This window comes from bacterium, assembly GCA_026129405.1.
In the GTDB taxonomy this organism is placed as follows: domain Bacteria; phylum Desulfobacterota; class Binatia; order DP-6; family DP-6; genus JAHCID01.
Window position 1 is genome coordinate 39,021 of the sequence record JAHCID010000010.1, and the last position, 20,840, is coordinate 59,860.

Below are 20,840 nucleotides of genomic sequence, written 5' to 3' on the forward strand. Positions count from 1 at the left end.
CACGCCGGCGTGTCAATGCGAAGTCGGGCCGAGGCGCGTGCTCACCGCCCGGCGCCGGGCTGTCCGGCCCCCGCCCGCTCGGGGTACGACGACACCGTACTCGGCACGGCGAGCCGCTCCGGGGTGTAGGCGAGGGCATCGATGCGGGCGACGAGGGCCGGCATCGGATCCTGCGCGGGGACGCCACCCGTGGTCGCCAGCTTGTCCCGGGCCTCGGCCGCGATCGGCAGCTCGGGCCGGTGGTAGGCGAGGGTAGCGAGTGCGAGGTGGGCCTCCTCGGGCTCGTCCCGATCCCTCCAGGCCGCAGCGAAGACCCATAGTGTCTGCGCCGTCGCGTCGGTGTCCGGATACTGGCGCAGGAGGCCGCGCAGGCGTGCCTCGGCGGCGCGGAGGCTGCCGCGCCGGAGGTAGAACGTGGCGATGCCGGCGTCGTGCTCGGCCAGGCTCTCGCGGCACTCGCGGATGCGCAGCGTCGCGCGGTCGGCCCACGGGGTTCCCGGGTAGCGATCGACGATGTTCTGGAACGAGCCGAGGGCGTTCGTGACCGCCTGCTGGTCGCGGTCGGGCGTCTTGTGCTGGGCCAGGTAGGCGAGGCCGCGGCGATACTCGATCTCGGCGAGGTTGGGACTGGTCGGGTGCATGCGCTCGAAGTCGCCGAACGCCGCGATCGCCTCGGGGTAGCGGTTCGAGAAGTAGTACGCCTGCGCGATCCGCAGCTCGGCCTGCTCGGCGTTCGGATCGAACGGGTACTGATCGAGCAGCGCCTTGTACTTCTCGATCGCGAGGTCCCAGGACTCCTGGTCCATCGCCTCGCTCCCCTGCGTCCACAGGTCGGCGGCCGGCGTGATCGGCTTCTTGCCTGCGCACCCGGCGAGTGCGAGCAGGACCGAGACCACGAGGACGACCGGCAGGGTGCGCCGCATGGGCGACGTGCTAGAGGATGGTCTGCGGGGAGTCAACGCGATGGAAGTCCGGCCGCGGACTTCACCTTGACTCCCCCCAAGGCGGCTCCTACTGTGCCCGACTTGCACGGACCAAACGGCACCCGACGACGGGTGGTCGTGACCGGCGTCGGTCTGGTCACGCCCCTCGGTACCGGCACCGAGCGCAACTGGGAGGCGCTCGTCGCAGGCCGATCCGGGGTGCGCGGCATCACCCGCTTCGACGCCGCCCGGCTGCCGGCCCGTGTCGCCGGCGAGGTTCGCGACTTCGACGCGGCCCAGTGGGTCGAGAAGAAGGACCTCAAGAAGATGGACGTCTTCATCCACTACGCCGTCGCCGCGGCGCAGATGGCGGTGGACGACGCCCGGCTGCCGTTGCCGCTCACCCGCCCGGAGCGTGTGGGCGCCATCGTGGGCGTGGGGATGGGCGGCCTATCGACGCTCGAGGATGCGCACGGCCACCTCGCCGCGCTCGACATCAAGAAGGTGTCGCCGTTCTTCGTGCCGCGCCTCATCCCGAACATGGCCGCGGGCCAGATCTCGCTGCGCTTCGGCGCGCGCGGCCCGAGCTACTGCACGACCAGCGCCTGCGCCTCCGGCGCGCACGCCATCGGCGACGCGGTGGGCTTCATCCGCGAGGGCCGGCAGGACGTCGTGCTCGCCGGCGGGGCCGAGGCGCCGATCGGCCTCCTCGGCGTGGGCGGCTTCCTGGCGATGCGTGCGCTCGCCACCAGCTTCAACGACGAGCCCGAGCGTGCCAGTCGCCCGTTCGACGCGCGCCGCGAGGGCTTCGTCGTCGCCGAAGGCGCCGGCATCATGGTGCTGGAGGCCCTCGAGCACGCGCAGGCGCGCGGCGCTCCCATCCTGGCGGAGGTGCTCGGGTGGGGCGCCAATTGCGACGCGTACCACATCACCCAGCCGTCGCCGCAGGGCGGCGGAGCCGCGAGCTGCATGCAGCAGGCGCTCGACGACGCCGGTCTCGCGTCCGATGCCGTCGGCTACGTGAACGCGCACGGCACCAGCACGCCCTACAACGACCAGGCCGAGACCGACGCCCTGAAGACGGTCTTCGGTGCGCACGCCTACCGGGTCGCCGTCAGCTCGACGAAGTCGATGACGGGGCACCTCCTCGGTGCGGCCGGAGCGGTCGAGGCGGCCTTCACGGTGCTGGCGCTTCGTCGCGGCGTGCTGCCGCCGACGATCAACCTCGACGAGCCCGATCCCGGGTGCGACCTCGACTACGTGCCGAACCGTGCTCGCGAGGTTCGGGTGGGGGCGGCGCTGTCGAACTCGTTCGGCTTCGGCGGCACCAACGTCACGCTGGTGTTCGGGCAACCCACGGCGTGAGCCCGCCGTCGCGGCCGCTGCTCGACCGCCGCCTCCACGTCGTGGTCGGCAAGGGCGGCGTGGGCAAGACGACCGTGACCGCCGCGCTCGCGCGGCTCCAGGCGCGGCGCGGGCTGCGTACGCTCGCCGTCGAGATGGACGCCGCGGGCCGTCTGCCCCGCCTGCTCGGGTTGGCCACGCCGCCCCCCGCCGGCGCGATCGTACGGGTGGCGCCGAATCTGCACGTGACGTCCATCGAGGGTCGCGCCGCGCTCGAGGAGTACCTCGGCATGATCGTGCCGGTGAAGCGGCTCCTGCAGTCCATCTTCTCGAGCCGCGTCTATCAGTACTTCGTCGCCGCGGCTCCGGGGCTGAAGGAGCTCATGACCGTCGGCAAGATCTGGTTCGAGGCGACGCGGGAGGAGGACGGCAGGCCCGTGTGGGACGTGCTCGTGGTCGACGCCCCGGCGACCGGCCACAGCCTCCAGGTGCTGCGCATGCCGCAGGCCGCCCGCGACACCTTCGGCGCCGGGCTCGTCCAGCGCGAGGCGGCGCGCATCGTGTCGCTGCTCCAGGATCCGACGCTCACGGCCGTCCATCTCGTGACCCTGCCCGAGGAGATGCCGGTCACCGAGACGCTCGAGACCGAGGCCCAGCTGCGCGACCAGCTCGGCATGCCGCGCGGCCTCGTCGTCGCCAACCGCGTCCGCGGTCGTCACTTCGACGAGGCGTTGCTGGGCCGCCTCGACGCCGCCGCGCAGGCGACGGACGGCGAGGGGCGGGCGTTGCTCCACGGGGTCGCGGCGCGCGCCCGCGAGGAGAGCGGCTGGGCCGCGATCCACGCGCACTACCTCGGGCGCCTGCGCGCGGAGCTCGGCGACGCGCCGCTCGTCGAGCTGCCGTTCGTGTTCGTCGAGGAGTTCGACGCGGCGACGCTCGAGCGTCTGTCGCGCGTGCTCGCAGACGGCGTCGCCACCGCGCTCGGCGCCCCCGCCGCCGCCGGGGCTGCGCGATGACGACGCTCGCCGACGTGGTCCGCAGCCATCACGTCATCGTCTCCGCCGGCAGCGGCGGCGTCGGCAAGACGACGGTCGCTGCGTCGCTGGGGCTGTGGGGCGCCCTCGAGGGCCGGCGGACGGTCGTGCTCACCATCGACCCGGCGCGCCGGCTCGCCGTCTCGCTCGGCTTGAAGGACCTCGGCAGCGAGCCGCACCGCATCCCGCCGGACCTGCTCGCCTCCGGGGGGCTCGCGGCGCGCGGCGAGCTGTGGGCCATGATGCTCGACCAGAAGGGCGCCTGGGACGCGCTGGTCGAGCGCCATGCGCCGGCCGAGGCCAGGGAGCGCATCCTCGCGAACCCGTTTTACCAGCACCTTTCGCAGACGTTCGCGGGCTCGCAGGAGTACATGGCCGTGGAGCAGCTCTGCGAGCTGGTGGACGGCGGGGACTGGGACCTCATCGTCGTCGACACGCCGCCCACGCGGCACGCCCTCGACTTCCTCGAGGCGCCGCAGCGGCTCGGCGACTTCCTCGACAAGAGCGTGCTCAAGTGGTTCATGCGCCCGTTGAACGCCGGCTGGTCGGCGTTGCGTGTGGTGAACCGCACCATGAGCTTCCTGCTCCAGCGGCTCGAGCAGGCGACCGGCATCTCCGCGCTCGCCGAGATATCCGACTTCTTCACCAGCATGAGCGGGCTCTTCGACAACTTCCAGGCGCGAGTCGATCGCGCGCACGAGGTCCTGCGCGGTCCGGAGACGGCCTTCGTCGTCGTGACGAGCGCCGAGGAGGAGGTGCTCGGCGACGCCGAGTATCTCGGCGCCAAGATGGCGGAGCTGCGCATGCCGCTGCGCGCGGTGGTGGTGAACCGCATGCACGAGGAGTTCCGGCGCGGCGGTCGCGTCGAGGTCGGACCCGAGGCGCGTGAGGACGTGGAGCAGGCGGTCGCCGCCGCGCTCGGCGATCCCGGCACGGCAGCGCGCGCCCTCGCCGCGAACTTCGTCGACTACCAGGTGCTCGCGCGCGGTGAGCAGCTCCGGCTCGATCTCTTCCGGCGCGGCCTGCGCCGCGGCGTGCCGCTGGTACGCGTTCCCGATTTCGGGCGCGACGTGCACGACCTCGGTGCGCTCGCGGCCATGCACCGCTCGTTGTTCGGTCAGGCGTAGGCCGGGGCGTGCGGCGTGCGGCGGGCGGGGCAGGCTGCCTCGTCGTGCGCGGCGGTCACGGGGCGAGCGGCGCACCGGCGTCGCCGACCGTGCGCCGGGTCGTTTGTAGAACCCGGGACGGCCGCGGGAGGCAAGGTCACGGCGCGCCTCGCGCCCAGCCGCCGGAAACGGCCGCGTGACCCGGTGCCGACGAGACGCTCGCCCTGTAGGACGGGTTGCGCTTCGCCGGGATCGACGACTGGCATGCGGCTCGCATCGAAGGACCGTGCGGGCCTCATGCCCGCGAAATCGACCCGCGACAGGAGACGCACGATGAATCAGGAGAAGAACAATCCGCAGACCCCGGGCGGCCAGCCGCACCGCCAGGATCCGCAGCGCAAGGAGCAGCAACGCCCCGACCAGGGCCGGCAGGGCCAGCAGCGCCAGGAGCCGGGCCGCGGCGGGCAGTCGCAGCAGGAGCCGCACCGCCCCCATCAGTGAGCGGTGCGCGGGCGTCTCGGGAGGGACGCCGGACCCGGCGGCCGGCGTCGCACGTCTCGTTCGGCGGAGCGGGTGCGTGCGGCGTCGGGTCGTCGGCGTTGCCCGGTCAGTAGCCCTTCAGCGACGCGCGTACGTACTCGCGGCTCATCCGCTGGATGACCCGCACCGAGATGCTCTTCGGGCACACCGCCTGGCACTCGCCCTCGTTCGAGCAGGCTCCGAAGCTTTCCGTCTCCATCTGCCCGACCATCCGGGCGACCCGCCGCTCGCGTTCGGGAGTACCCTGGGGGAGGCGAACGAGGTGGTCGATCTTGGCGCCGGTGAAGAGGACCGCCGAGGCGTTCTTGCACGCGGCGACGCACGCGCCGCAGCCGATGCACTGGGCGGCGTCCATGGCAGCGTCGGACTCCGCCTTCGGAACCGCGATCATGTTGGCTTCGGGCGCACTGCCGGTGTCGACCGAGACGTAGCCGCCGGCGGCGATGATGCGGTCGAAGGCGCTGCGGTCGACGACCAGATCCTTCACGACCGGGAAGGCGCGGGCCCGGAACGGCTCGACGACGACGGTGTCGCCGTCGCGGAAGGAGCGGATGTAGAGCTGGCAGGTGGTCGAAGCCGGCTCGGGGCCGTGCGCCACGCCGTTCACCATGACGCCGCACGAGCCGCAGATGCCTTCGCGGCAGTCGTAGTCGAACGCGACCGGATCCTTGCCCTCGCGGATCAGCTTCTCGTTGAGGACGTCCAGCATCTCGAGGAACGACATGTCGGGCGAGAGGCCCTCGAGACGATAGTCGACCAGGCGCCCGGCGTCGGCCGCGTTGGCCTGGCGCCACACCTTGAGGTTCAGGGCGATGTGCTTGGCGTCGTGCACGGCCGGGGCTCCTACGCGTAGCTCCGCTGCGCCAGGTGGACGTTCTCGAAGGTGAGGGGCTCCTGGTGCAGGACCGGATCGGTGCCGGCGCCGCGGAATTCCCAGGCGGCGACGTAGCAGAAGTGCTCGTCGTCGCGCTTGGCCTCGCCGTCGGGCGTCTGGCTCTCCTCGCGGAAATGTCCGCCGCACGATTCGCTGCGATGGAGCGCGTCGAAGGTCATGACCTCGGCGAACTCGAGGAAGTCGGCGACGCGCAACGCGAGCTCCAGCTGCTTGTTCAGGTTGTTGCGGTCGCCGGGCACGCGCACGTCCTGCCAGTACTCCTGCTGGAGCTGGCGCACGCGGGCGAGGGCGGTGCGCAGCCCCGCGTCGGTGCGCGACATGCCGACATAGTCCCACATGAGCTTGCCGAGCTCGCGGTGGAAGTCCTGTACGGTGCGGCTGCCGTTCACGGCGAGCACCGTCTCGATGCGCTGCTGCACGCTCGCCGCCGCCTCCGCGAACGCCGCATGGTCGGTCGCGACCGCGGGCAGCTTGTTGCTCGCGATGTAGTTGGCGAGCGTGTACGGGATCACGAAGTAGCCGTCGGCGAGGCCCTGCATGAGAGCGCTCGCGCCGAGACGGTTGGCGCCGTGGTCGGAGAAATTCGCCTCGCCCAGCACGAAGAGGCCGGGGACGTTGCTCATGAGCTCGTAGTCCACCCACAGGCCGCCCATCGTATAGTGGACGGCGGGGTAGATGCGCATCGGCACCTCGTACGGATTCTCGCCCGTGATGTGCCGATACATGTCGAACAGGTTGCCGTAGCGCTCGCGGATCGTCTTCTCGCCGAGCCGTTTGATGGCGTCGGCGAAATCCAGGTAGACGGCGAGCCCCGTCGCGCCGACGCCGCGGCCCTCGTCGCAGACCGCCTTCGCGGCGCGCGAGGCGACGTCGCGGGGAACGAGATTGCCGAAGCTCGGGTAGCGGCGCTCGAGGTAGTAGTCCCGCTCCGCCTCCGGGATCTGCTGCGGCGGGCGCTGGTCCCTGGCCTGCTTCGGGACCCACACGCGGCCGTCGTTGCGCAGGCTCTCGCTCATGAGGGTGAGCTTGGCCTGGTAGTCGCCGGTCACCGGGATGCAGGTCGGGTGGATCTGCGTGAAGCACGGGTTCGCGAAGTACGCGCCGCGGCGGGTGCAGCGCCAGTTGGCCGTGACGTTCGAGTTGCCGGCGTTCGTCGACAGGAAGAAGACGTTGCCGTAGCCGCCGGTGCAGAGGAGCACGGCGTCGGCCGACCACCGCTCCAGCTCGCCGGTGACGAGGTCGCGCGTGACGATGCCGCGGGCGCGGCCGTCGACGAGGACGAGATCGAGCATCTCGCGCCGCGCGAAGAGCTTCACCTGGCCGCGGTCGACCTGGCGCATCATCGCCTGGTAGGCGCCGAGGAGGAGCTGCTGGCCCGTCTGGCCGCGCGCGTAGAAGGTGCGCGACACCTGGGCGCCGCCGAAAGACCGGTTGTCGAGCAGCCCGCCGTATTCGCGCGCGAACGGGACGCCCTGGGCGACGCACTGGTCGATGATGTGGACGCTGATCTCGGCCAGGCGGTGGACGTTCGCCTCGCGGGCCCGGAAGTCGCCGCCCTTCACCGTGTCGTAGAAGAGGCGGTGCACCGAGTCGCCGTCGTTCTTGTAGTTCTTCGCGGCGTTGATGCCACCCTGGGCCGCGATCGAGTGCGACCGGCGCGGGCTGTCGAGGATGGTGAAGGCGAGGACGTTGTATCCGAGCTCGCCCAGCGACGCGGCCGCCGATGCGCCCGCGAGGCCGGTGCCGACGACGATGACGGTGTGCTTCCGGCGGTTGGCCGGGTTCACCAGCTTCATGTCGAACTTGTGCCGCTCCCACTTGCCCTCGAGCGGACCGGAGGGGACCCTGCCGTCCAGCGTCACAGCCGACCTCCGGTGAAGAACACGACGACGGGAACGAGCGTGAAGCCGCCGGCGATCGCGAGGGCGACGATCTGCCCCGTGCGCCGGATCGCGGGACGATGCGCCACGCCGAGCGAGTCGAAGGCGCTGCCGAACCCGTGCCAGAGGTGGAAGCCGACGACGCCCATCGCCAGCACGTACCAGGCGACGAGCAACGGGTTCTGGAAATCCTCGATCACCAGGCGGTGGAGGTCACGGATGCCCGGCTCGCCCGGGGTCTCGTAGTGGGGGCCGAACTTGAACATCCGGATGTGCAGCGGCACGAAGACGAGCAGGACGAGCCCGGTGAGGATCATCGTCGTCGACGCGAGACTCTTGTGGCTCGTGTGTCCCGCGCGCTTCTTCATCTGGTAGGCGACGGGGCGCGCCGCACGATTGCGCAGCCAGACGCGAATGCCGCTCACCAGATGGGCGACGAAGAGCGCCGCCAGGCCGGCCTCTGCCAGATAGATGAGCGGGTTGGAGGTGAGCGAGTGGCTGTAGGCGTTGTAGGCGCCGGGTCCGACGAAGACGAGCAGGTTCGCGCTCATGTGGGTCGCGAGGAACCCGATCAGGGCGAGCCCCGTGAGGCCCATCAGGACCTTCTGACCGATGGTACCGGTCAGGAATTTCAGCACCCGAGACACCCGTCTTGTCCTCCGCAGCGTGCGCTCTCATCTCCGGCGCGCCCGCCGCACGTGGCTACGATGCTAGGGCAGGGGACATGAATATCCAAAGCAAAACGCCGCCGCGCTCACATTAGCAACGCGAATACTGCGGTCAGCGCAGGATGCCGCGGGTCGCCACGTCGCCGACCGTGAAGGCGAAGAGCAGCAGGATCCATACGAACCCACAGAGGGCGAACATCTGCGTCAGCCGGCTGTTGAACCGGACGTGCATGAAGAACAGCACGACGAGCGTCGCCTTCAGCACGGCAATGCCGAGCATGACGACGTTGTTGAGCGCGCCGAGATCGACGTAGGCGACGGCGGTCGTGATCGCCGTCAGCACCATCAGGGAGACGAAGATCGCGAGATACATCCCGATCCCGACGACGTGCTCGGACGCGTGCTCGGCTTCGTGGGCGACGGACTTGGCGGAGCTCATGTGCGCAGCCTCAGTGACGACCGATGAGGTAGAGGAGGGGGAAGAGGAAGATCCAGACGATGTCGACGAAGTGCCAGTACAGGCCGCAGACCTCGACCGGGTTGTGGTAGGCCGGCCCGAAGCGGCCCTTCCACATCGCCCACATGAGCCAGGCCATGATGCCGACGCCGATGATCATGTGCAGCGCGTGCAGACCGGTCATCGCGAAGTAGAGCGAGTAGAATATCTGCACGGCGTGCGCTTCGCCGGCGTCCGGCCAGTGGAAGTTCGGACCCGGGATCAGGTGGTCCACCCACTTGTGGTAGTACTCGTAGACCTTCACGCCGAGGAACACGCTGCCGAGCACGACGGTCGCCATCACCCAGAAGATCTGGCGGAAGCGGTTGTGGCTCATCTGCGCCGCGTGGACGGCGAGCGCCATCGTGAGGCTCGAGCCGATCAGGACGGCGGTGTTGAAGGTGCCGAGCGTGACGTCGAGGTGGTGCGACGCGTGCTGGAACGCGGTGGGGTGGAGGAAGCGGTAGACGATGTAGAGGCCGAACAGCCCGCCGAAGAACATCACCTCGTTGACGAGGAATGCCCACATCCCGACGGTGACGGACTCCTTCTGCTGCTCGGCGTCGTCGAACTGATGCGCGACGTTGACGTCGTGGTGCGCGTGTGCAGCGAGCTCAGCCAACGGCGGCCTCCTTCATGGACCCGTTCGCCGGAGCGGGCGGGAATTGCACCGACGTCTCGTAGTCGTAGGCCTCGGCGGTGACGATCGGCGTGCGGACGAAGTTCTCGGTGGGCGGCGGCGAGGCCGTCTCCCACTCGAGGCCCGCGGCGCCCCACGGATTCGCGATGGCGCGCTCTCCGAAGCGCAGCGACCAGGGCAGGTAGAGCATCGGCAGCAGGTACCCGATCCCGAGGATGGTCGCGCCGGCCGTCGACATCACGTTCAGCACCTGGAACTCGTCCGGATACACGTGGTAGCGCCGCGGCATGCCGAGGTAGCCCACGATGAACTGCGGGAAGAACGTGAGGTTGAACCCGAGGAACACGATCACGCCCGCGACCTTCGCCAGCGCCTCGGGGTACATCCGGCCGGTGATCTTCGGCCACCAGAAGTGGATGCCGCCGAGGTAGGCCATGATCGCACCGCCCACCATCACGTAGTGGAAGTGCGCGACGACGAAGTACGTGTCGTGCACGTGCACGTCGAGGCCGAGCGTCGCGAGGAAGAGGCCGGTGAGGCCGCCGATCGTGAACAGGCCGATGAAGCCGAGCGCGTACAGCATCGGCGAGTCCCAAGAGACGGAACCCTTGTAGAGCGTGGCCGTCCAGTTGAAGACCTTCACCGCCGAGGGAATCGCGACGGCCATCGACAGGAAGGAGAACACCATGCCGACGTAGACCGACTGGCCGCTCGTGAACATGTGGTGGCCCCACACGACGAAGCCGAGCACGGCGATCATGAGGCTCGAGACCGCGATGAACGCGTAGCCGAACACGCGCTTGCGCGAGAAGGCCGTGACCAGCTCGCTGATCACGCCCATGCCCGGGAGGATCATGATGTAGACGGCGGGGTGCGAGTAGAACCAGAACAGGTGCTGGAACAGGATCGGGTCGCCGCCGAGCTTCGGATCGAAGAAGCCGAGGTGCAGCCCGCGCTCGACGGCCACGAGCAGGATGGTGATCGCCAGCACCGGAGTGCCGAGGATCATGATCAGGCTCGTCGCATAGTGCGCCCACACGAAGAGGGGCAGGCGCATCCAGGTGAGGCCGGGCGCCCGCATCGTGTGGATCGTCACGATGAAGTTGAGGCCCGTGAGGATCGACGAGAAGCCGGTGATGAAGACGCCGAGCGCGGCCGGGATGACGTTGGTCGTCGAGGCCGAGGTGCTGAACGGCGTGTAGAAGGTCCAACCGGTGTCGAGGCCGCCCGTGATCATGGCGTACAGCGCGAAGCCGGCGCCGATCATGAAGATGTACCAGCTGAGGAGGTTGATGCGCGGGAAGGCGAGGTCGCGCGCTCCGATCATCAGCGGGATCAGGAAGTTGCCGAGCACCGCCGGGATCGACGGGACCAGGAAGAAGAAGATCATCACCACGCCGTGCATGGTGAAGAGCTTGTTGTAGGTGTCGCTCTGGACGAGGTCGCCGCGCGGCGTGAGCAGCTCGAGCCGGATCAGACCGGCGAAGATGGCGCCGACCAGGAAGAAGATCGAGATCGAGACGAGGTAGAGGATCGCGATCCGCTTGTGGTCGACGGTGAGCAGCCACGAGCGGACGGTGTAGTCCGCGTTGAGATAGGTCGTGGGCTCGTCCTTCGGCCGCGTGTCGATGGCGGTGTTCATCAGTGGGCCTCCGCGCCTGAGTGCGCCTTCGCACTCGACGGCGCCTCCGCGCCCGCGGGCGGCAGCGACTTCACGTATGCGATGAGCTGCATCACGCTCTCCTCGCTGAGCAGACCCTGGAAGGTCGGCATGATCGGCTGATAGCCCTCGACGAGCTTCGCCTGCGGGTTGAGGATCGACTCGCGCAGGTAGTTGTCGTCGACGGTGACCGTGCGTCCGTCGGTCAGTTTCACCGTCTTGCCGAAGATGCCGCCGAGCAGCGGGCCGCGGGCGCCCGGCCCCCCGAGGTGGCACGAGGCGCAGCCCTGCTGCTGGAAGAGCTGCGCGCCCGCCTCCGCGACGGAGACGCCCTTGTCGCCGGCCAGCCACGCCTGGAAGGCGGGCGGGTCCATCGCGATGATCTTGCCGATCATCCCGGAGTGCAGCGTGCCGCAGTACTCGGCGCAGAACAGGTGATACTCGCCGGGCTGCGTCGCCTCGAACCAGGTGAGGGTGTAGCGACCCGGCACGGCGTCCATCTTGGTGCGGAACGCCGGCACGTAGAAGCTGTGGATCACGTCCTCGGACGCCAGCGTCACCTGCACGGGCTTGCCGACCGGGATGTGGAGCTCGTTGATCTCCCGCCGGCCCTCCATGTGCTGGACCTTCCACATCCACTGCTTGCCGACGACGTTCACGTACAGCGCGTCGTCGGGCGGCCGGCGGATGTTGGCGTACAGCACGGCGCCCCAGCCGAAGATGCCGATCGAGATGATGAAGGGGATGATCGACCAGGCGAACTCGAGCAGGTTCGAGCCGTGGATGCCGTGCGGCCGCTCGTCGTGGCTGCGCCGCTTGAAGCGGATCATGAACGCGACGATCGTCGCCGCGATCGCCACGGTGAAGAAGACCGTCAGGGCGACGAGGAAGAAGAAGAGGTAGTCGACCTGCGGCGCCAGGGTCGACGCCTGCACGGGGAACAACCGGAAGTCATTCATGACGAGCGGACCTCCCGGTCCGGCTGAGCGCGGCGCTCGCGACGGATCATGACGAAGAGGAAGCTGCCGATCGCGAGCAGCGTCAGGACCCCGCCGGCGCGCACGGCGCTCATCGCCACCTTGCTGTAGCGCCCGGTCGCGGGGTCGTAGTGGAAGCAGAAGAGGAGCAGCTGATCGACGAACGTGCCGATGCGCTCCTCGGAAGCCTCGACGAGCGCCAGGCGCACGTCACGGGGCGCGAACTCGACCCCGTAGAAGTAGTGCGACAGCCGACCCTCCGGGGTGACGACGACGATGCCGCTCGCATGCGCGAACTGCCTGCTCGCCTCGTCCCACGCGTAGCGGAAGCCGATGGCCTCGGTCACCGTGCGGATGCTCTCCGCGTCGCCGGTGAGGAAGCGCCAGCCCTTCGCCCCGTTCGGCCGCCGGTAGTTCTCGAGGTAAGTCGCCTGCTTCTTCTTGGCCAGCTCGGCGCCCTCGTTCGGGTCGAAGCTGAACGTGACCGTCGTGTAGGTGTCGCCGGCGTCGAAGGGCAGGGCGCGCATCATGCGCACGACGCCGTTGAGGACGATGGTGCACAGCATCGGGCACTCGTAGTACGCCGGCACCAGCAGCATCGGCTTACCGCCGGACGCCTCGCGCAGCGTGATCGGCTTGCCGTCCTCGTCGCGGAAGACCGCGTCGAGGTCGAGCGTGGTGCCGAGCTTCTGATCGAAGGTGACGTCGCGGAGGATCTCCGGCCGGCCGTCGGAGGCCTTCGGGCCGCCGACGGCCCCGGGTGCGGCACCGCCCGCGCCGGGCGTACCGTCCTTGAAGGCGCCGGCCGGGCGCCCGCCCGCCAGCGTGCACGCCAGGGCGGCGGCGAGGACCAAGGGGGCGCGTCTCACCGCGCGGCTCCTCCGCGGCGTGCGACGAGCAGCTCCATGGCGCGGTCGATCGGGATGCGCACGACGCCCGCCTGCCGGTCGACCCAGCCGTAGCCCGCAAGCTGCGCGACCTCGCGCGCCCGCAGGGCAGCGAGATCGCCGATGGGATCGATCTGGAGGCGGGGCTCCGGCGGTTCGCGCCGCGCGTAGGACTGGGCGAGCGGGCTCGCGGGCGGGCTCATGACGTCCTCGCGCCAGACGAGCAGCTTCAGCATGCCCCACATGAGCGCGAACGAGACCACCACGAGGACGACGACGCCGGCCGCCGCGCCGTAGACGGAGCCGAAGCGGACGTCGCGCAGCTCGTGGCCGAGCGAGGGATCGGTTTGGGGGTCGACGGGATGCTGCATCGTCTACTCCAGCACCGGCACCGACGGGTCCCGCAGCGGCAGCAGCGGGCGCCCCTCGAGCTGGCGCACGAAGAACCATATCCACAGGCCGCCGACGCCGAGGAGCGAGGCGACGTCGATCATGCGGATCGAGAAGCCCTCGGGACGGAAGACCGGCTGCACGAGGAAGAACACGTCGCACATGCGCACGACGATGAGCGCCACCGCGACCGCCGCGAGCTTCGCGGCGCTGCGCTTCAACGACCGCGACAGCAGCAGCGCGAAGGGCAGGGCGAAGTGGAAGATCACGATGAAGATCGCGAAGTACTGCCAGCCGTTCGACGTTCGCTTCAGGTACCAGGGAATCTCCTCGGGGAGGTTGCCCGACCAGATGATGAGGAACTGCGAGAAGCTGAAGTAGGCCCACAGCATCACGAAGGCGAGCATCAGCTTGCCGAGGTCGGCGACCTGATCGACCTTGATGATGCCGCGCACCGGCGGATTGTTCGCGAGCAGCGCCGCCATCGGGATCATGAGCGCGAAGGCCGAGAGCCCGCAGCCGCCGATGAAGAGGATGCCGTAGATGGTCGAGAACCAGTGCGGCTCGAGCGACATCAGCCAGTCGATGCCGGCGAAGCTCATGGTCAGCACCATGAGGACGAGGCCGCCGCGCGACAGCAGCTCCAGGCGCGCGCCCGGCTTCGGATCCGTGGTGGTGTCCTGGAGCAGCGACCAGCGGGTGAGGGCCCGCACCATCAGTATCCAGGCGAGGAAGTAGACGACCGCGCGTCCGAGGAAGAAGGGGACGTTCAGGTAGAGCGCCTTGTGCTGGAGCACCGGGTCGTGCGCGACGTGCTCCGGCTGCGCCCACTCGTAGATCCGGGGCAGGCCGAGCGCGATCGGGACGAAGAGGAGCGCCATCAGCGGCAGGGTGCGGGCGCCGGACTCGAGGAGTCGCCGGATCGCCATGCCCCACGCGCCGCCCGTCACGTGATGGATCATGAGCACGCCGAGGCAGCCGAGGGCGAGGCCCGTCCAGAAGACGTAGGCGACGAGGTAGGAGCGCAGGAGGGGCGTCGGGTCGTTCGCGGCGATGCCGAGCGCGGCGCAGACCACGATCGCGATGCCGCCGACGCCAAGGGCGCCCCGCTGCAGACGGTACAGGGGATGGTCGGCCGGAAGGGTGAGCTGGGGCACCGGGCGCATCAGTGGGCCTCCGCGTCCAGCTTGGTCCGCTCGGCGGCGGGGACGTCGGCCAGGGTCGCCGTCTGGCTCAGCTGAAGCGCTCGGATGTACGTCGTGATCGCCCAGCGGTCGGCGATGGGGATCTGCTGGGCGTAGTTCGGCATGATGCCGAAGCCGTTGGTGATGACGTCGAAGTAGTAGCCGTCGGGCTCGTTGCGCAGCCGCTCGACGTGGAACGACGGCGGACGCTTGTAGCCGCGCAGCACGATCATGCCGCCGCCGGCGCCGGTGCGGTCGTGGCAGGGCGAGCAGTAGATGTCGTAGCGCTGGTGGCCGCGGGCGACGAGGTCGGTGGTGACGGGCACCGGCGCCTCGCGCACGAAGTCGCCGCCGGCGTCCTTGCCGGAACTCCACGGCGTCGGCGTGATGATGCTGTTGCGCGCCACCGTCCCGTCGATGAGCGGCCGCGACGAATCGCCGTTCGCGAACAGGCCGCTCGGCTGGAGCGGCAGGTACTTCGGCTGATTCTGCATGTCCGAGCGGCAGGCCACGCCGAAGGGCAGGCACAGCGCCAGGAGGGCGAGCAGGGGACGGCGGGCCATCAGTGTTCCACCTCGGAGACCTTGGTGGGCGTCTGGCGCTCGAGGAACCGGCGCGTCGCCTCACGATCGAACAGCGGATCGTCGGACTCGATGCAGAGGAAGAAGCGGTCCTGCGTGGCGCGCTCGAAGCCCGGCACGTTGAAGACGGGGTGATAGTGCAGGGGCAGCCCGTTGAGCACGATCATGCCGACCACGGCCGCGAGCGCGGCCCCGAGGATCGTGCACTCGAAGGTGATCGGGATGAAGCTCGGCCAGCTGTTGAACGGGCGGCCGCCGACGACGATCGGGTAGTCGATGACCGAGGTCCAGTAGCAGAGCGCGAAGCCGCCGACGCCGCCGATGATGCCGCCCAGGAGCACGAGGAGCGGGAGCCGGCTGTGATGCCCTTCGAACATCTCGCCCAGCTCCTCGACGGGGAAGGGCGTGTAGGCGTCGACGCGGCGGTAGCCCGCCTGCCAGGTGTGGTGGGCGGCCCGCATCAACCCCGAGAGGTCGGCGAACTCCGCCATGATCCCGAAGATCGGCGCGCGCGTCATGCCGCGTGATCCTCCTCTTTGAGCTGCCCGTCAGGGACCATGTTCCGCATCTCGAAGATGGAGATCATCGGCAGGAAGCGGATGAACAGGAAGAACATGGTGAGGAAGAGGCCCATCGTGCCGATGAACATGCCGTAGTCCCACCGGGTTCCCTCGTAGAGGCCCCACGAGGACGGCATGAAGTCGCGGCTCAGGCTGACGACGATGATGACGTAGCGCTCGAGCCACATGCCGACGTTCACGAACATCGCCACGACCATCAGGGCGACCGTGCTGCTGCGCACGCGCTGGAACCACAGGGCCTGCGGCACGAGGACGTTGCAGAGGATCAGCGCCCAGTACATCGCCGCGTAGGGGCCTACGAAGCGGTTGTACATCATGTACGCCTCGTAGATGTTGCCGCTGTACCAGGCCATGAAGGCCTCGACCATGTAGCCGTAGGCGACGACGAGGCCCGTCGCGAGCGTCACCCGGCCCATCAGGTTGAGGTGCTTGTCGGTGATGAAGTCGTTGAGGCCGTAGATCCAGCGCAGTGGGATCGCCAGCGTCAGCACCATCGCAAAGCCGGCGTAGATGGCGCCGGCGACGAAGTAGGGCGGGAAGACCGTCGCGTGCCAGCCGGGGATCAGGCCGACGGCGAAGTCGAACGACACGATCGTGTGCACGGACAGCACTAGCGGCGTGGAGAGCGCGGCCAGGAGGAGCGACGCCGTCTCGTACCGCGACCAGTGTCGCGCCGAGCCGCGCCAGCCGAGCGCGAAGGCGCCGTAGAGCATCGCGCTCACTTTGCTCTTCGCGCGATCGCGCAGCGTCGCGAGGTCGGGGATGAGGCCGACGTACCAGAAGAGCATCGAGACGGTCGCGTAGGTCGAGATCGCGAACACGTCCCAGATGAGGGGGCTGCGGAAGTTCGGCCAGATCCCCATCGTGTTCGGGTAGGGGAACAGCCAGTAGTCGAGCCACGGACGGCCGGTGTGCAGCAGCGGGTACATGCCGGCGGCGGCCACCGCGAAGAGCGTCATCGCCTCGGCGAAGCGGTTGATCGACTGCCGCCACGTCTGACGCAGCAGGAGGAGGATCGCCGAGATCAGCGTGCCGGCGTGGCCGATGCCGATCCACCAGACGAAGTTGATGATGTCGAAGCCCCAGCCGACGGGAACGTTGGGGCCCCAGATGCCGATCCCGCGGAAGAGCAGGTTCGTGATCGTGAGCAGCATCAGGTTCAGCAGCAGGAAGCCGATGCCGAAGCCGATGAACCAGGAGTAGGGCGTCTTCCCGCCCAAGACGATTTCGCTGATCTTGTCGGTGATGCTCCGGATCGTGTGACCCGGTCCGATCAGCGGGTTCGGGGGAGCCTCGGGCTCCGTCGTGACGAGCGGCTCCGGTCTCACGAGTGCGCTCCCGGGGCGGCGTGGCCGTGTCCGTGCCCGCCTCCCTCGTCCGTGGCCGGCGCCAGGGCCGGGTTCGGGTTGGTCACGCGCGCGAGGTAGGTCGTGCGGGGGCGCGTGTTGAGGTCGGTGAGGATGCCGTAGTTGCGCGGGTCGGCCTTCAGCTTGGCCACCCGGCTCTCCGGATCGTTGATGTTGCCGAAGACGATCGCGTCGGAGGGGCACGCCTGCTGGCAGGCGGTGACGATCTCGCCGTCGCGGATCGCGCGATCCTCGCGGATCGCCGCGTGGCGCGACTCTTCGATCCGCTGCACGCAGTACGTGCACTTCTCCATGACGCCGCGGCTGCGCACGGTGACGTCCGGGTTGCGGCCCATCTTGAGGCTCTCGGTCGTCCAGTCGGAGAAGAGGAAGAAGTTGAACCGCCGCACCTTGTAGGGGCAGTTGTTCGAGCAGTAGCGGGTGCCGACGCAGCGGTTGTAGACCATGTCGTTGAGGCCTTCGCTGCTGTGCACCGTCGCGTTGACCGGGCAGACGACCTCGCACGGCGCGTTCTCGCAGTGCATGCACGGCACCGGCTGGTGCAGGACCTCGGGCTGGTCGAGATCGCCGTGGAAGTAGCGGTCGATGCGGAGCCAGTGCATCTCGCGGCCCCAGGCGACCATCTCCTTGCCGACCACGGCGATGTTGTTCTCGGCGACGCAGGCCGCGACGCACGCCATGCAGCCCGTGCAGGATCCGAGGTCGATGGTCATGCCCCAGGCGTTCCCACGACTGTAGTCGTAGTTCGGGTACATGGTCATGTCGGGGCCGGGCTCGTGGACCGCGTGCTGCGCGAACGACGGATCCCGCTGCCAGGTGTCGAAGCTGGCGTAGCGGACGAGCGGGCGGCCCTCCATGCGCTGATGGCTCTGCGTGCAGGCGAGCACGTACTTGCCCTTCAGCTTCTTCACGGCGAGGCCGGCGCCGAAGTCGATCGCGTCGCCGGTGCGTACGGCGTAGGCGTTGAAGCCGAGCCCGGTCGCCACCTGACCACCGCGTGTGCGGCCGAAGCCGAGCTGGATCGCGATCGAGTCGGGCGCCTGCCCGGGCTGGACCCACACGGGCGCGGTGATCGTCCGCCCCTCGAAGCTCAGCTCGACGAGGTTCTCGGTCGCGAGGCCGAGCTTCTCGGCGGTGGCCGGCGCGACCAGCGCGACGTTGTCCCACGTCAGCTTGGTGAGCGGACGGGGCAGCTCGCGGAGCCACGGATTGTTGCTGAAGGCGCCGTCGTGCACGTAGGGATCGTTCCGGAACACGAGCTCGAGGCCCTCGGCGGGCGCCGGGAGCGCGCCCGTGTCCCAGTGTCCCACGCCCACGGCCGTCGCCGGCGCCGCCGTGTGCGGCACGACGCCGTCGTGCAGCGCCTGGCGCCAGAAGGTCTCGAAGTCGGTCTCGCCGCGCACGGACTTCCAGTGGTCCTTCACGGCGTCGTAGGTCGACCGCGCCGGCGCGTCGCCGAAGGCGCCGATCACCTCGTGCGCCGTGCGTCCGTTGTAGAGCGGGGCGATGAGGGGCTGGATCAGCGCGACGGTCCCGTCGTCGGCGCGCACGTCGCTCCAGCTCTCGAGGTAGTGCGCCTCGGGGATGTGCCACTGGCAGAGGAGCGAGGTCTCGTCGTCGTACGGGCTCAGGTGGACGCGCAGCGGGATCTTCTGGAGGCGGGTCGCGAAGTCGAGGTCGACCGGGGCCGTATAGACGGGGTTGCCGCCGAGGATGACGAGGCAGTCGACCCTGCCGGCGTCGATGTCGGCGCACAGCGCGCGCAGGGACGCGAGCTGATTCATCGGCCGCGCCTCGACCGGCTCGGTGTAGACGACGGTCTGGCCGACGGCGCCCAGCGCCGCGTTGAGGGCGTGGGCGAGCGCGTGGACCGCCGGCGGCTGGCCGTCGCCCGGGATGACGACGGCGGCCCCGCGGTGCGCGGCGAGGTCCTTCGCGAGCGTGTCGAGGAAGGCGGCGTGCGCCTTCACGACCGGCGTGTCGATCGGCCGGGCGGCGACGCCCAGGCGGCCGGCGAGCGCGCGGGCGAGTGCCTCGACGTCGGCGGCGCGGACCGCGAGGCGGTGATCGGCCACGCTGCCCGCGGTCGTGAGCGTGCTCTCGATGGCGTAGGTGCGCATCGGCGCCTTGCCCTTCGCGGGGCGGCGCGCCTGCGCCCACTCGCGCGACAGCCGCAACCGGGCGGGGCCCTGGCCGAAGACGTCGGCGTCGAGGAAGAGCGCGACCTGCGCGTTGGCGAGCCGGTAGTGCGTGGAGACGTCGGTACCGAACGCCGCCTGCGCCCCGCGTTGTGCGTTGTCGCGCGTCACGGGCTGCCACTGGTGCCAGCGCGCGTTCGGCATCGCGGCGAGCAGCTCTTCGATCTGGCCGGCCAGCGTCGGCGACGTCACCGTGCCACTGAGGATGCGGAACCCGGCGCCGCCGGTCTGCTGCTGCGCCTGGCGCACGGTCGCCATCTCGGCGAGGAAGCCGTTCCAGGTGCGGATCTGCCCGGCGCTGAGGATCACCTGCGAGCGGTCGGGATCGTAGAGGCCGAGGACGGAGCCCTGCGTCGCCGCGTCCGTCCCACCGAGGCTGGACGGGTGGGCGGGGTTGCCCTCGACCTTCGTCGGCCGGCCCTCGTGGCTCTCGGCGAGGAGGCCGACGCCGAAGCCGTCGAGCGGCATCGCGGTGGCGTAGTACGCCGGCACGCCCAGGATCATCCCCTCGGGCTGCTTCACGTAGGGGACGATGTGCTCCTCGGGCTGCCGCGTGCAGGCGCCGCCGACGCCGGCGAGCGCGAGCGAGGCGCTCATGAGCTTCAGGAAGTCGCGACGCTCGACGCCGGGCTGGAGCCCGGCGGCCTGCCGCGGGTACTCGGCCTCGAGCCAGCGCACGAACTCGTCGGTGCCGGCGACCTCCTCGAGGCTCCGCCAGGGGTCACGGCTGCCGTCCTCACGAAGGCGGCGCCGGATCTCGCCCAGGTCGATCACGGGCGGGGTCGGGGTGGTGCTCACGTCGTCTCCTCGCGGGGCTAGCGGTGGCAGGTGTCGCAGTCGGTGCGCGGGTGGACGTCGTAGGCCTTCACCAGCTCGCGACCGAGGGTCAGCTGATCACCGTCCGGACGCCACGCCATGTTGAAGACCTGGTCGCGCGGCCGGATGTACTGTTCCGGGTTGCGGTGGCAGTCGAGACACCACTCCATCTGCAACGAGCTCTGCTGGTAGACCTGATTCATCTCGTCGATGCGCCCGTGACACGTCGCGCACCCGATGCCCTTGTGCACGTGGACGCTGTGGTTGAAGTAGGCGAAGTCCGGCAGGTCGTGGATGCGGATCCACTTGAGCGGCTTGTCGTCGCGATAGCTCGCGCGCACCGGCTCGAGGATGGGCGCCTCGGTCCAGATCTGGCTGTGGCAGTTGATGCAGGTCTTCGTCGGCGGGATGCCGGCGAAGGCCGCCTGCTCGACCTGGGTGTGGCAGTAGCGGCAGTCGATCCCGAGCTCGCCGGCGTGGTGCTTGTGGCTGAACTGGATCGGCTGCTCGATCGCCTCGAACTGCCCCGTCACGTAGCTCGATCGGGCGATCACCGTCATCAAGAGGACGAGGGCTCCGCCTGCGAGGGCGCCGCCCCCGACGATGATGACCCGTGCCAGTACGTTCGAACGCCGCTTGAATATCTGGGCCATGCGTTAGCGCGCGCAGTCTA

Annotated in this window: 20 protein-coding genes; 4 read left to right on the forward strand and 16 right to left on the reverse strand. The window is 69.4% G+C overall.

Features of this window, described 5'->3' with window-relative positions; all coding sequences use genetic code 11:
• Positions 1–41: 41 nt before the first annotated feature.
• Positions 42–923 carry an outer membrane protein assembly factor BamD gene (locus KIT14_23910; protein ID MCW5893573.1) on the reverse strand — a complete coding sequence of 294 codons (882 nt, stop codon included), beginning with the start codon at positions 921–923 and terminating at the stop codon, positions 42–44.
• 102 nt (positions 924–1,025) lie between these two features.
• Here KIT14_23910 and fabF point away from each other — a divergent pair, with 102 nt between their 5' ends.
• From fabF to KIT14_23930, 4 genes are all read left to right on the forward strand, one after another.
• Positions 1,026–2,288, forward strand: a complete 1,263-nt coding sequence (gene fabF, locus KIT14_23915; protein MCW5893574.1) for a beta-ketoacyl-ACP synthase II — start codon at positions 1,026–1,028, stop codon at positions 2,286–2,288.
• Positions 2,285–3,283, forward strand: coding sequence for a P-loop NTPase (locus KIT14_23920; GenBank protein ID MCW5893575.1), 999 nt, complete (start codon positions 2,285–2,287; stop codon positions 3,281–3,283). The genes fabF and KIT14_23920 overlap by 4 nt, the downstream gene beginning before the upstream one ends.
• Positions 3,280–4,428 carry an ArsA family ATPase gene (locus tag KIT14_23925; protein MCW5893576.1) on the forward strand — a complete coding sequence of 383 codons (1,149 nt, stop codon included), beginning with the start codon at positions 3,280–3,282 and terminating at the stop codon, positions 4,426–4,428. The genes KIT14_23920 and KIT14_23925 overlap by 4 nt, the downstream gene beginning before the upstream one ends.
• Before the next feature lie 312 nt (positions 4,429–4,740).
• A complete protein-coding gene (locus KIT14_23930; GenBank protein MCW5893577.1) occupies positions 4,741–4,908 on the forward strand; it encodes a hypothetical protein in 168 nt (55 codons plus the stop codon).
• A 106-nt stretch (positions 4,909–5,014) separates the two neighbouring features.
• Here KIT14_23930 and KIT14_23935 read toward each other — a convergent pair whose 3' ends face one another.
• From KIT14_23935 to KIT14_24005, 15 genes are all read right to left on the reverse strand, one after another.
• Positions 5,015–5,761 (reverse strand): succinate dehydrogenase/fumarate reductase iron-sulfur subunit, encoded by a 747-nt coding sequence (locus KIT14_23935; protein ID MCW5893578.1) that lies wholly within the window; start codon positions 5,759–5,761, stop codon positions 5,015–5,017.
• A gap of 29 nt (positions 5,762–5,790) precedes the next feature.
• A complete protein-coding gene (locus KIT14_23940) occupies positions 5,791–7,704 on the reverse strand; it encodes a fumarate reductase/succinate dehydrogenase flavoprotein subunit (GenBank protein MCW5893579.1) in 1,914 nt (637 codons plus the stop codon).
• On the reverse strand, positions 7,701–8,369 hold the full coding sequence (locus tag KIT14_23945; GenBank protein ID MCW5893580.1) for a succinate dehydrogenase cytochrome b subunit: 669 nt from the start codon (positions 8,367–8,369) through the stop codon (positions 7,701–7,703). The genes KIT14_23940 and KIT14_23945 overlap by 4 nt, the downstream gene beginning before the upstream one ends.
• Before the next feature lie 133 nt (positions 8,370–8,502).
• The gene (locus tag KIT14_23950; protein MCW5893581.1) at positions 8,503–8,829 is read right to left on the reverse strand and encodes a cytochrome C oxidase subunit IV family protein; all 327 of its coding nucleotides are present in this window, start codon (positions 8,827–8,829) and stop codon (positions 8,503–8,505) included.
• A 10-nt stretch (positions 8,830–8,839) separates the two neighbouring features.
• Positions 8,840–9,508, reverse strand: a complete 669-nt coding sequence (locus tag KIT14_23955) for a cytochrome c oxidase subunit 3 family protein (GenBank protein MCW5893582.1) — start codon at positions 9,506–9,508, stop codon at positions 8,840–8,842.
• Positions 9,501–11,168 (reverse strand): cytochrome c oxidase subunit I, encoded by a 1,668-nt coding sequence (gene ctaD, locus KIT14_23960; GenBank protein ID MCW5893583.1) that lies wholly within the window; start codon positions 11,166–11,168, stop codon positions 9,501–9,503. Before ctaD ends, KIT14_23955 begins: the two co-directional genes overlap by 8 nt.
• Entirely contained in the window at positions 11,168–12,145 is a 978-nt protein-coding gene (gene coxB / locus KIT14_23965) for a cytochrome c oxidase subunit II (GenBank protein ID MCW5893584.1), read from the reverse strand. Before coxB ends, ctaD begins: the two co-directional genes overlap by 1 nt.
• On the reverse strand, positions 12,142–13,032 hold the full coding sequence (locus KIT14_23970) for an SCO family protein (protein MCW5893585.1): 891 nt from the start codon (positions 13,030–13,032) through the stop codon (positions 12,142–12,144). Before KIT14_23970 ends, coxB begins: the two co-directional genes overlap by 4 nt.
• Positions 13,029–13,421 (reverse strand): hypothetical protein, encoded by a 393-nt coding sequence (locus KIT14_23975; GenBank protein ID MCW5893586.1) that lies wholly within the window; start codon positions 13,419–13,421, stop codon positions 13,029–13,031. Before KIT14_23975 ends, KIT14_23970 begins: the two co-directional genes overlap by 4 nt.
• Positions 13,422–13,424: 3 nt before the next feature.
• Positions 13,425–14,606 (reverse strand): hypothetical protein, encoded by a 1,182-nt coding sequence (locus KIT14_23980; protein MCW5893587.1) that lies wholly within the window; start codon positions 14,604–14,606, stop codon positions 13,425–13,427.
• Positions 14,606–15,187 (reverse strand): cytochrome c, encoded by a 582-nt coding sequence (locus tag KIT14_23985; GenBank protein ID MCW5893588.1) that lies wholly within the window; start codon positions 15,185–15,187, stop codon positions 14,606–14,608. The genes KIT14_23980 and KIT14_23985 overlap by 1 nt, the downstream gene beginning before the upstream one ends.
• Entirely contained in the window at positions 15,187–15,723 is a 537-nt protein-coding gene (locus KIT14_23990; GenBank protein ID MCW5893589.1) for a DUF3341 domain-containing protein, read from the reverse strand. The genes KIT14_23985 and KIT14_23990 overlap by 1 nt, the downstream gene beginning before the upstream one ends.
• The gene (gene nrfD, locus KIT14_23995) at positions 15,720–17,114 is read right to left on the reverse strand and encodes a polysulfide reductase NrfD (protein ID MCW5893590.1); all 1,395 of its coding nucleotides are present in this window, start codon (positions 17,112–17,114) and stop codon (positions 15,720–15,722) included. Before nrfD ends, KIT14_23990 begins: the two co-directional genes overlap by 4 nt.
• Positions 17,111–20,188, reverse strand: a complete 3,078-nt coding sequence (locus KIT14_24000) for a TAT-variant-translocated molybdopterin oxidoreductase (GenBank protein MCW5893591.1) — start codon at positions 20,186–20,188, stop codon at positions 17,111–17,113. The genes nrfD and KIT14_24000 overlap by 4 nt, the downstream gene beginning before the upstream one ends.
• On the reverse strand, positions 20,167–20,820 hold the full coding sequence (locus tag KIT14_24005) for a cytochrome c3 family protein (GenBank protein ID MCW5893592.1): 654 nt from the start codon (positions 20,818–20,820) through the stop codon (positions 20,167–20,169). The genes KIT14_24000 and KIT14_24005 overlap by 22 nt, the downstream gene beginning before the upstream one ends.
• Positions 20,821–20,840: the final 20 nt, after the last annotated feature.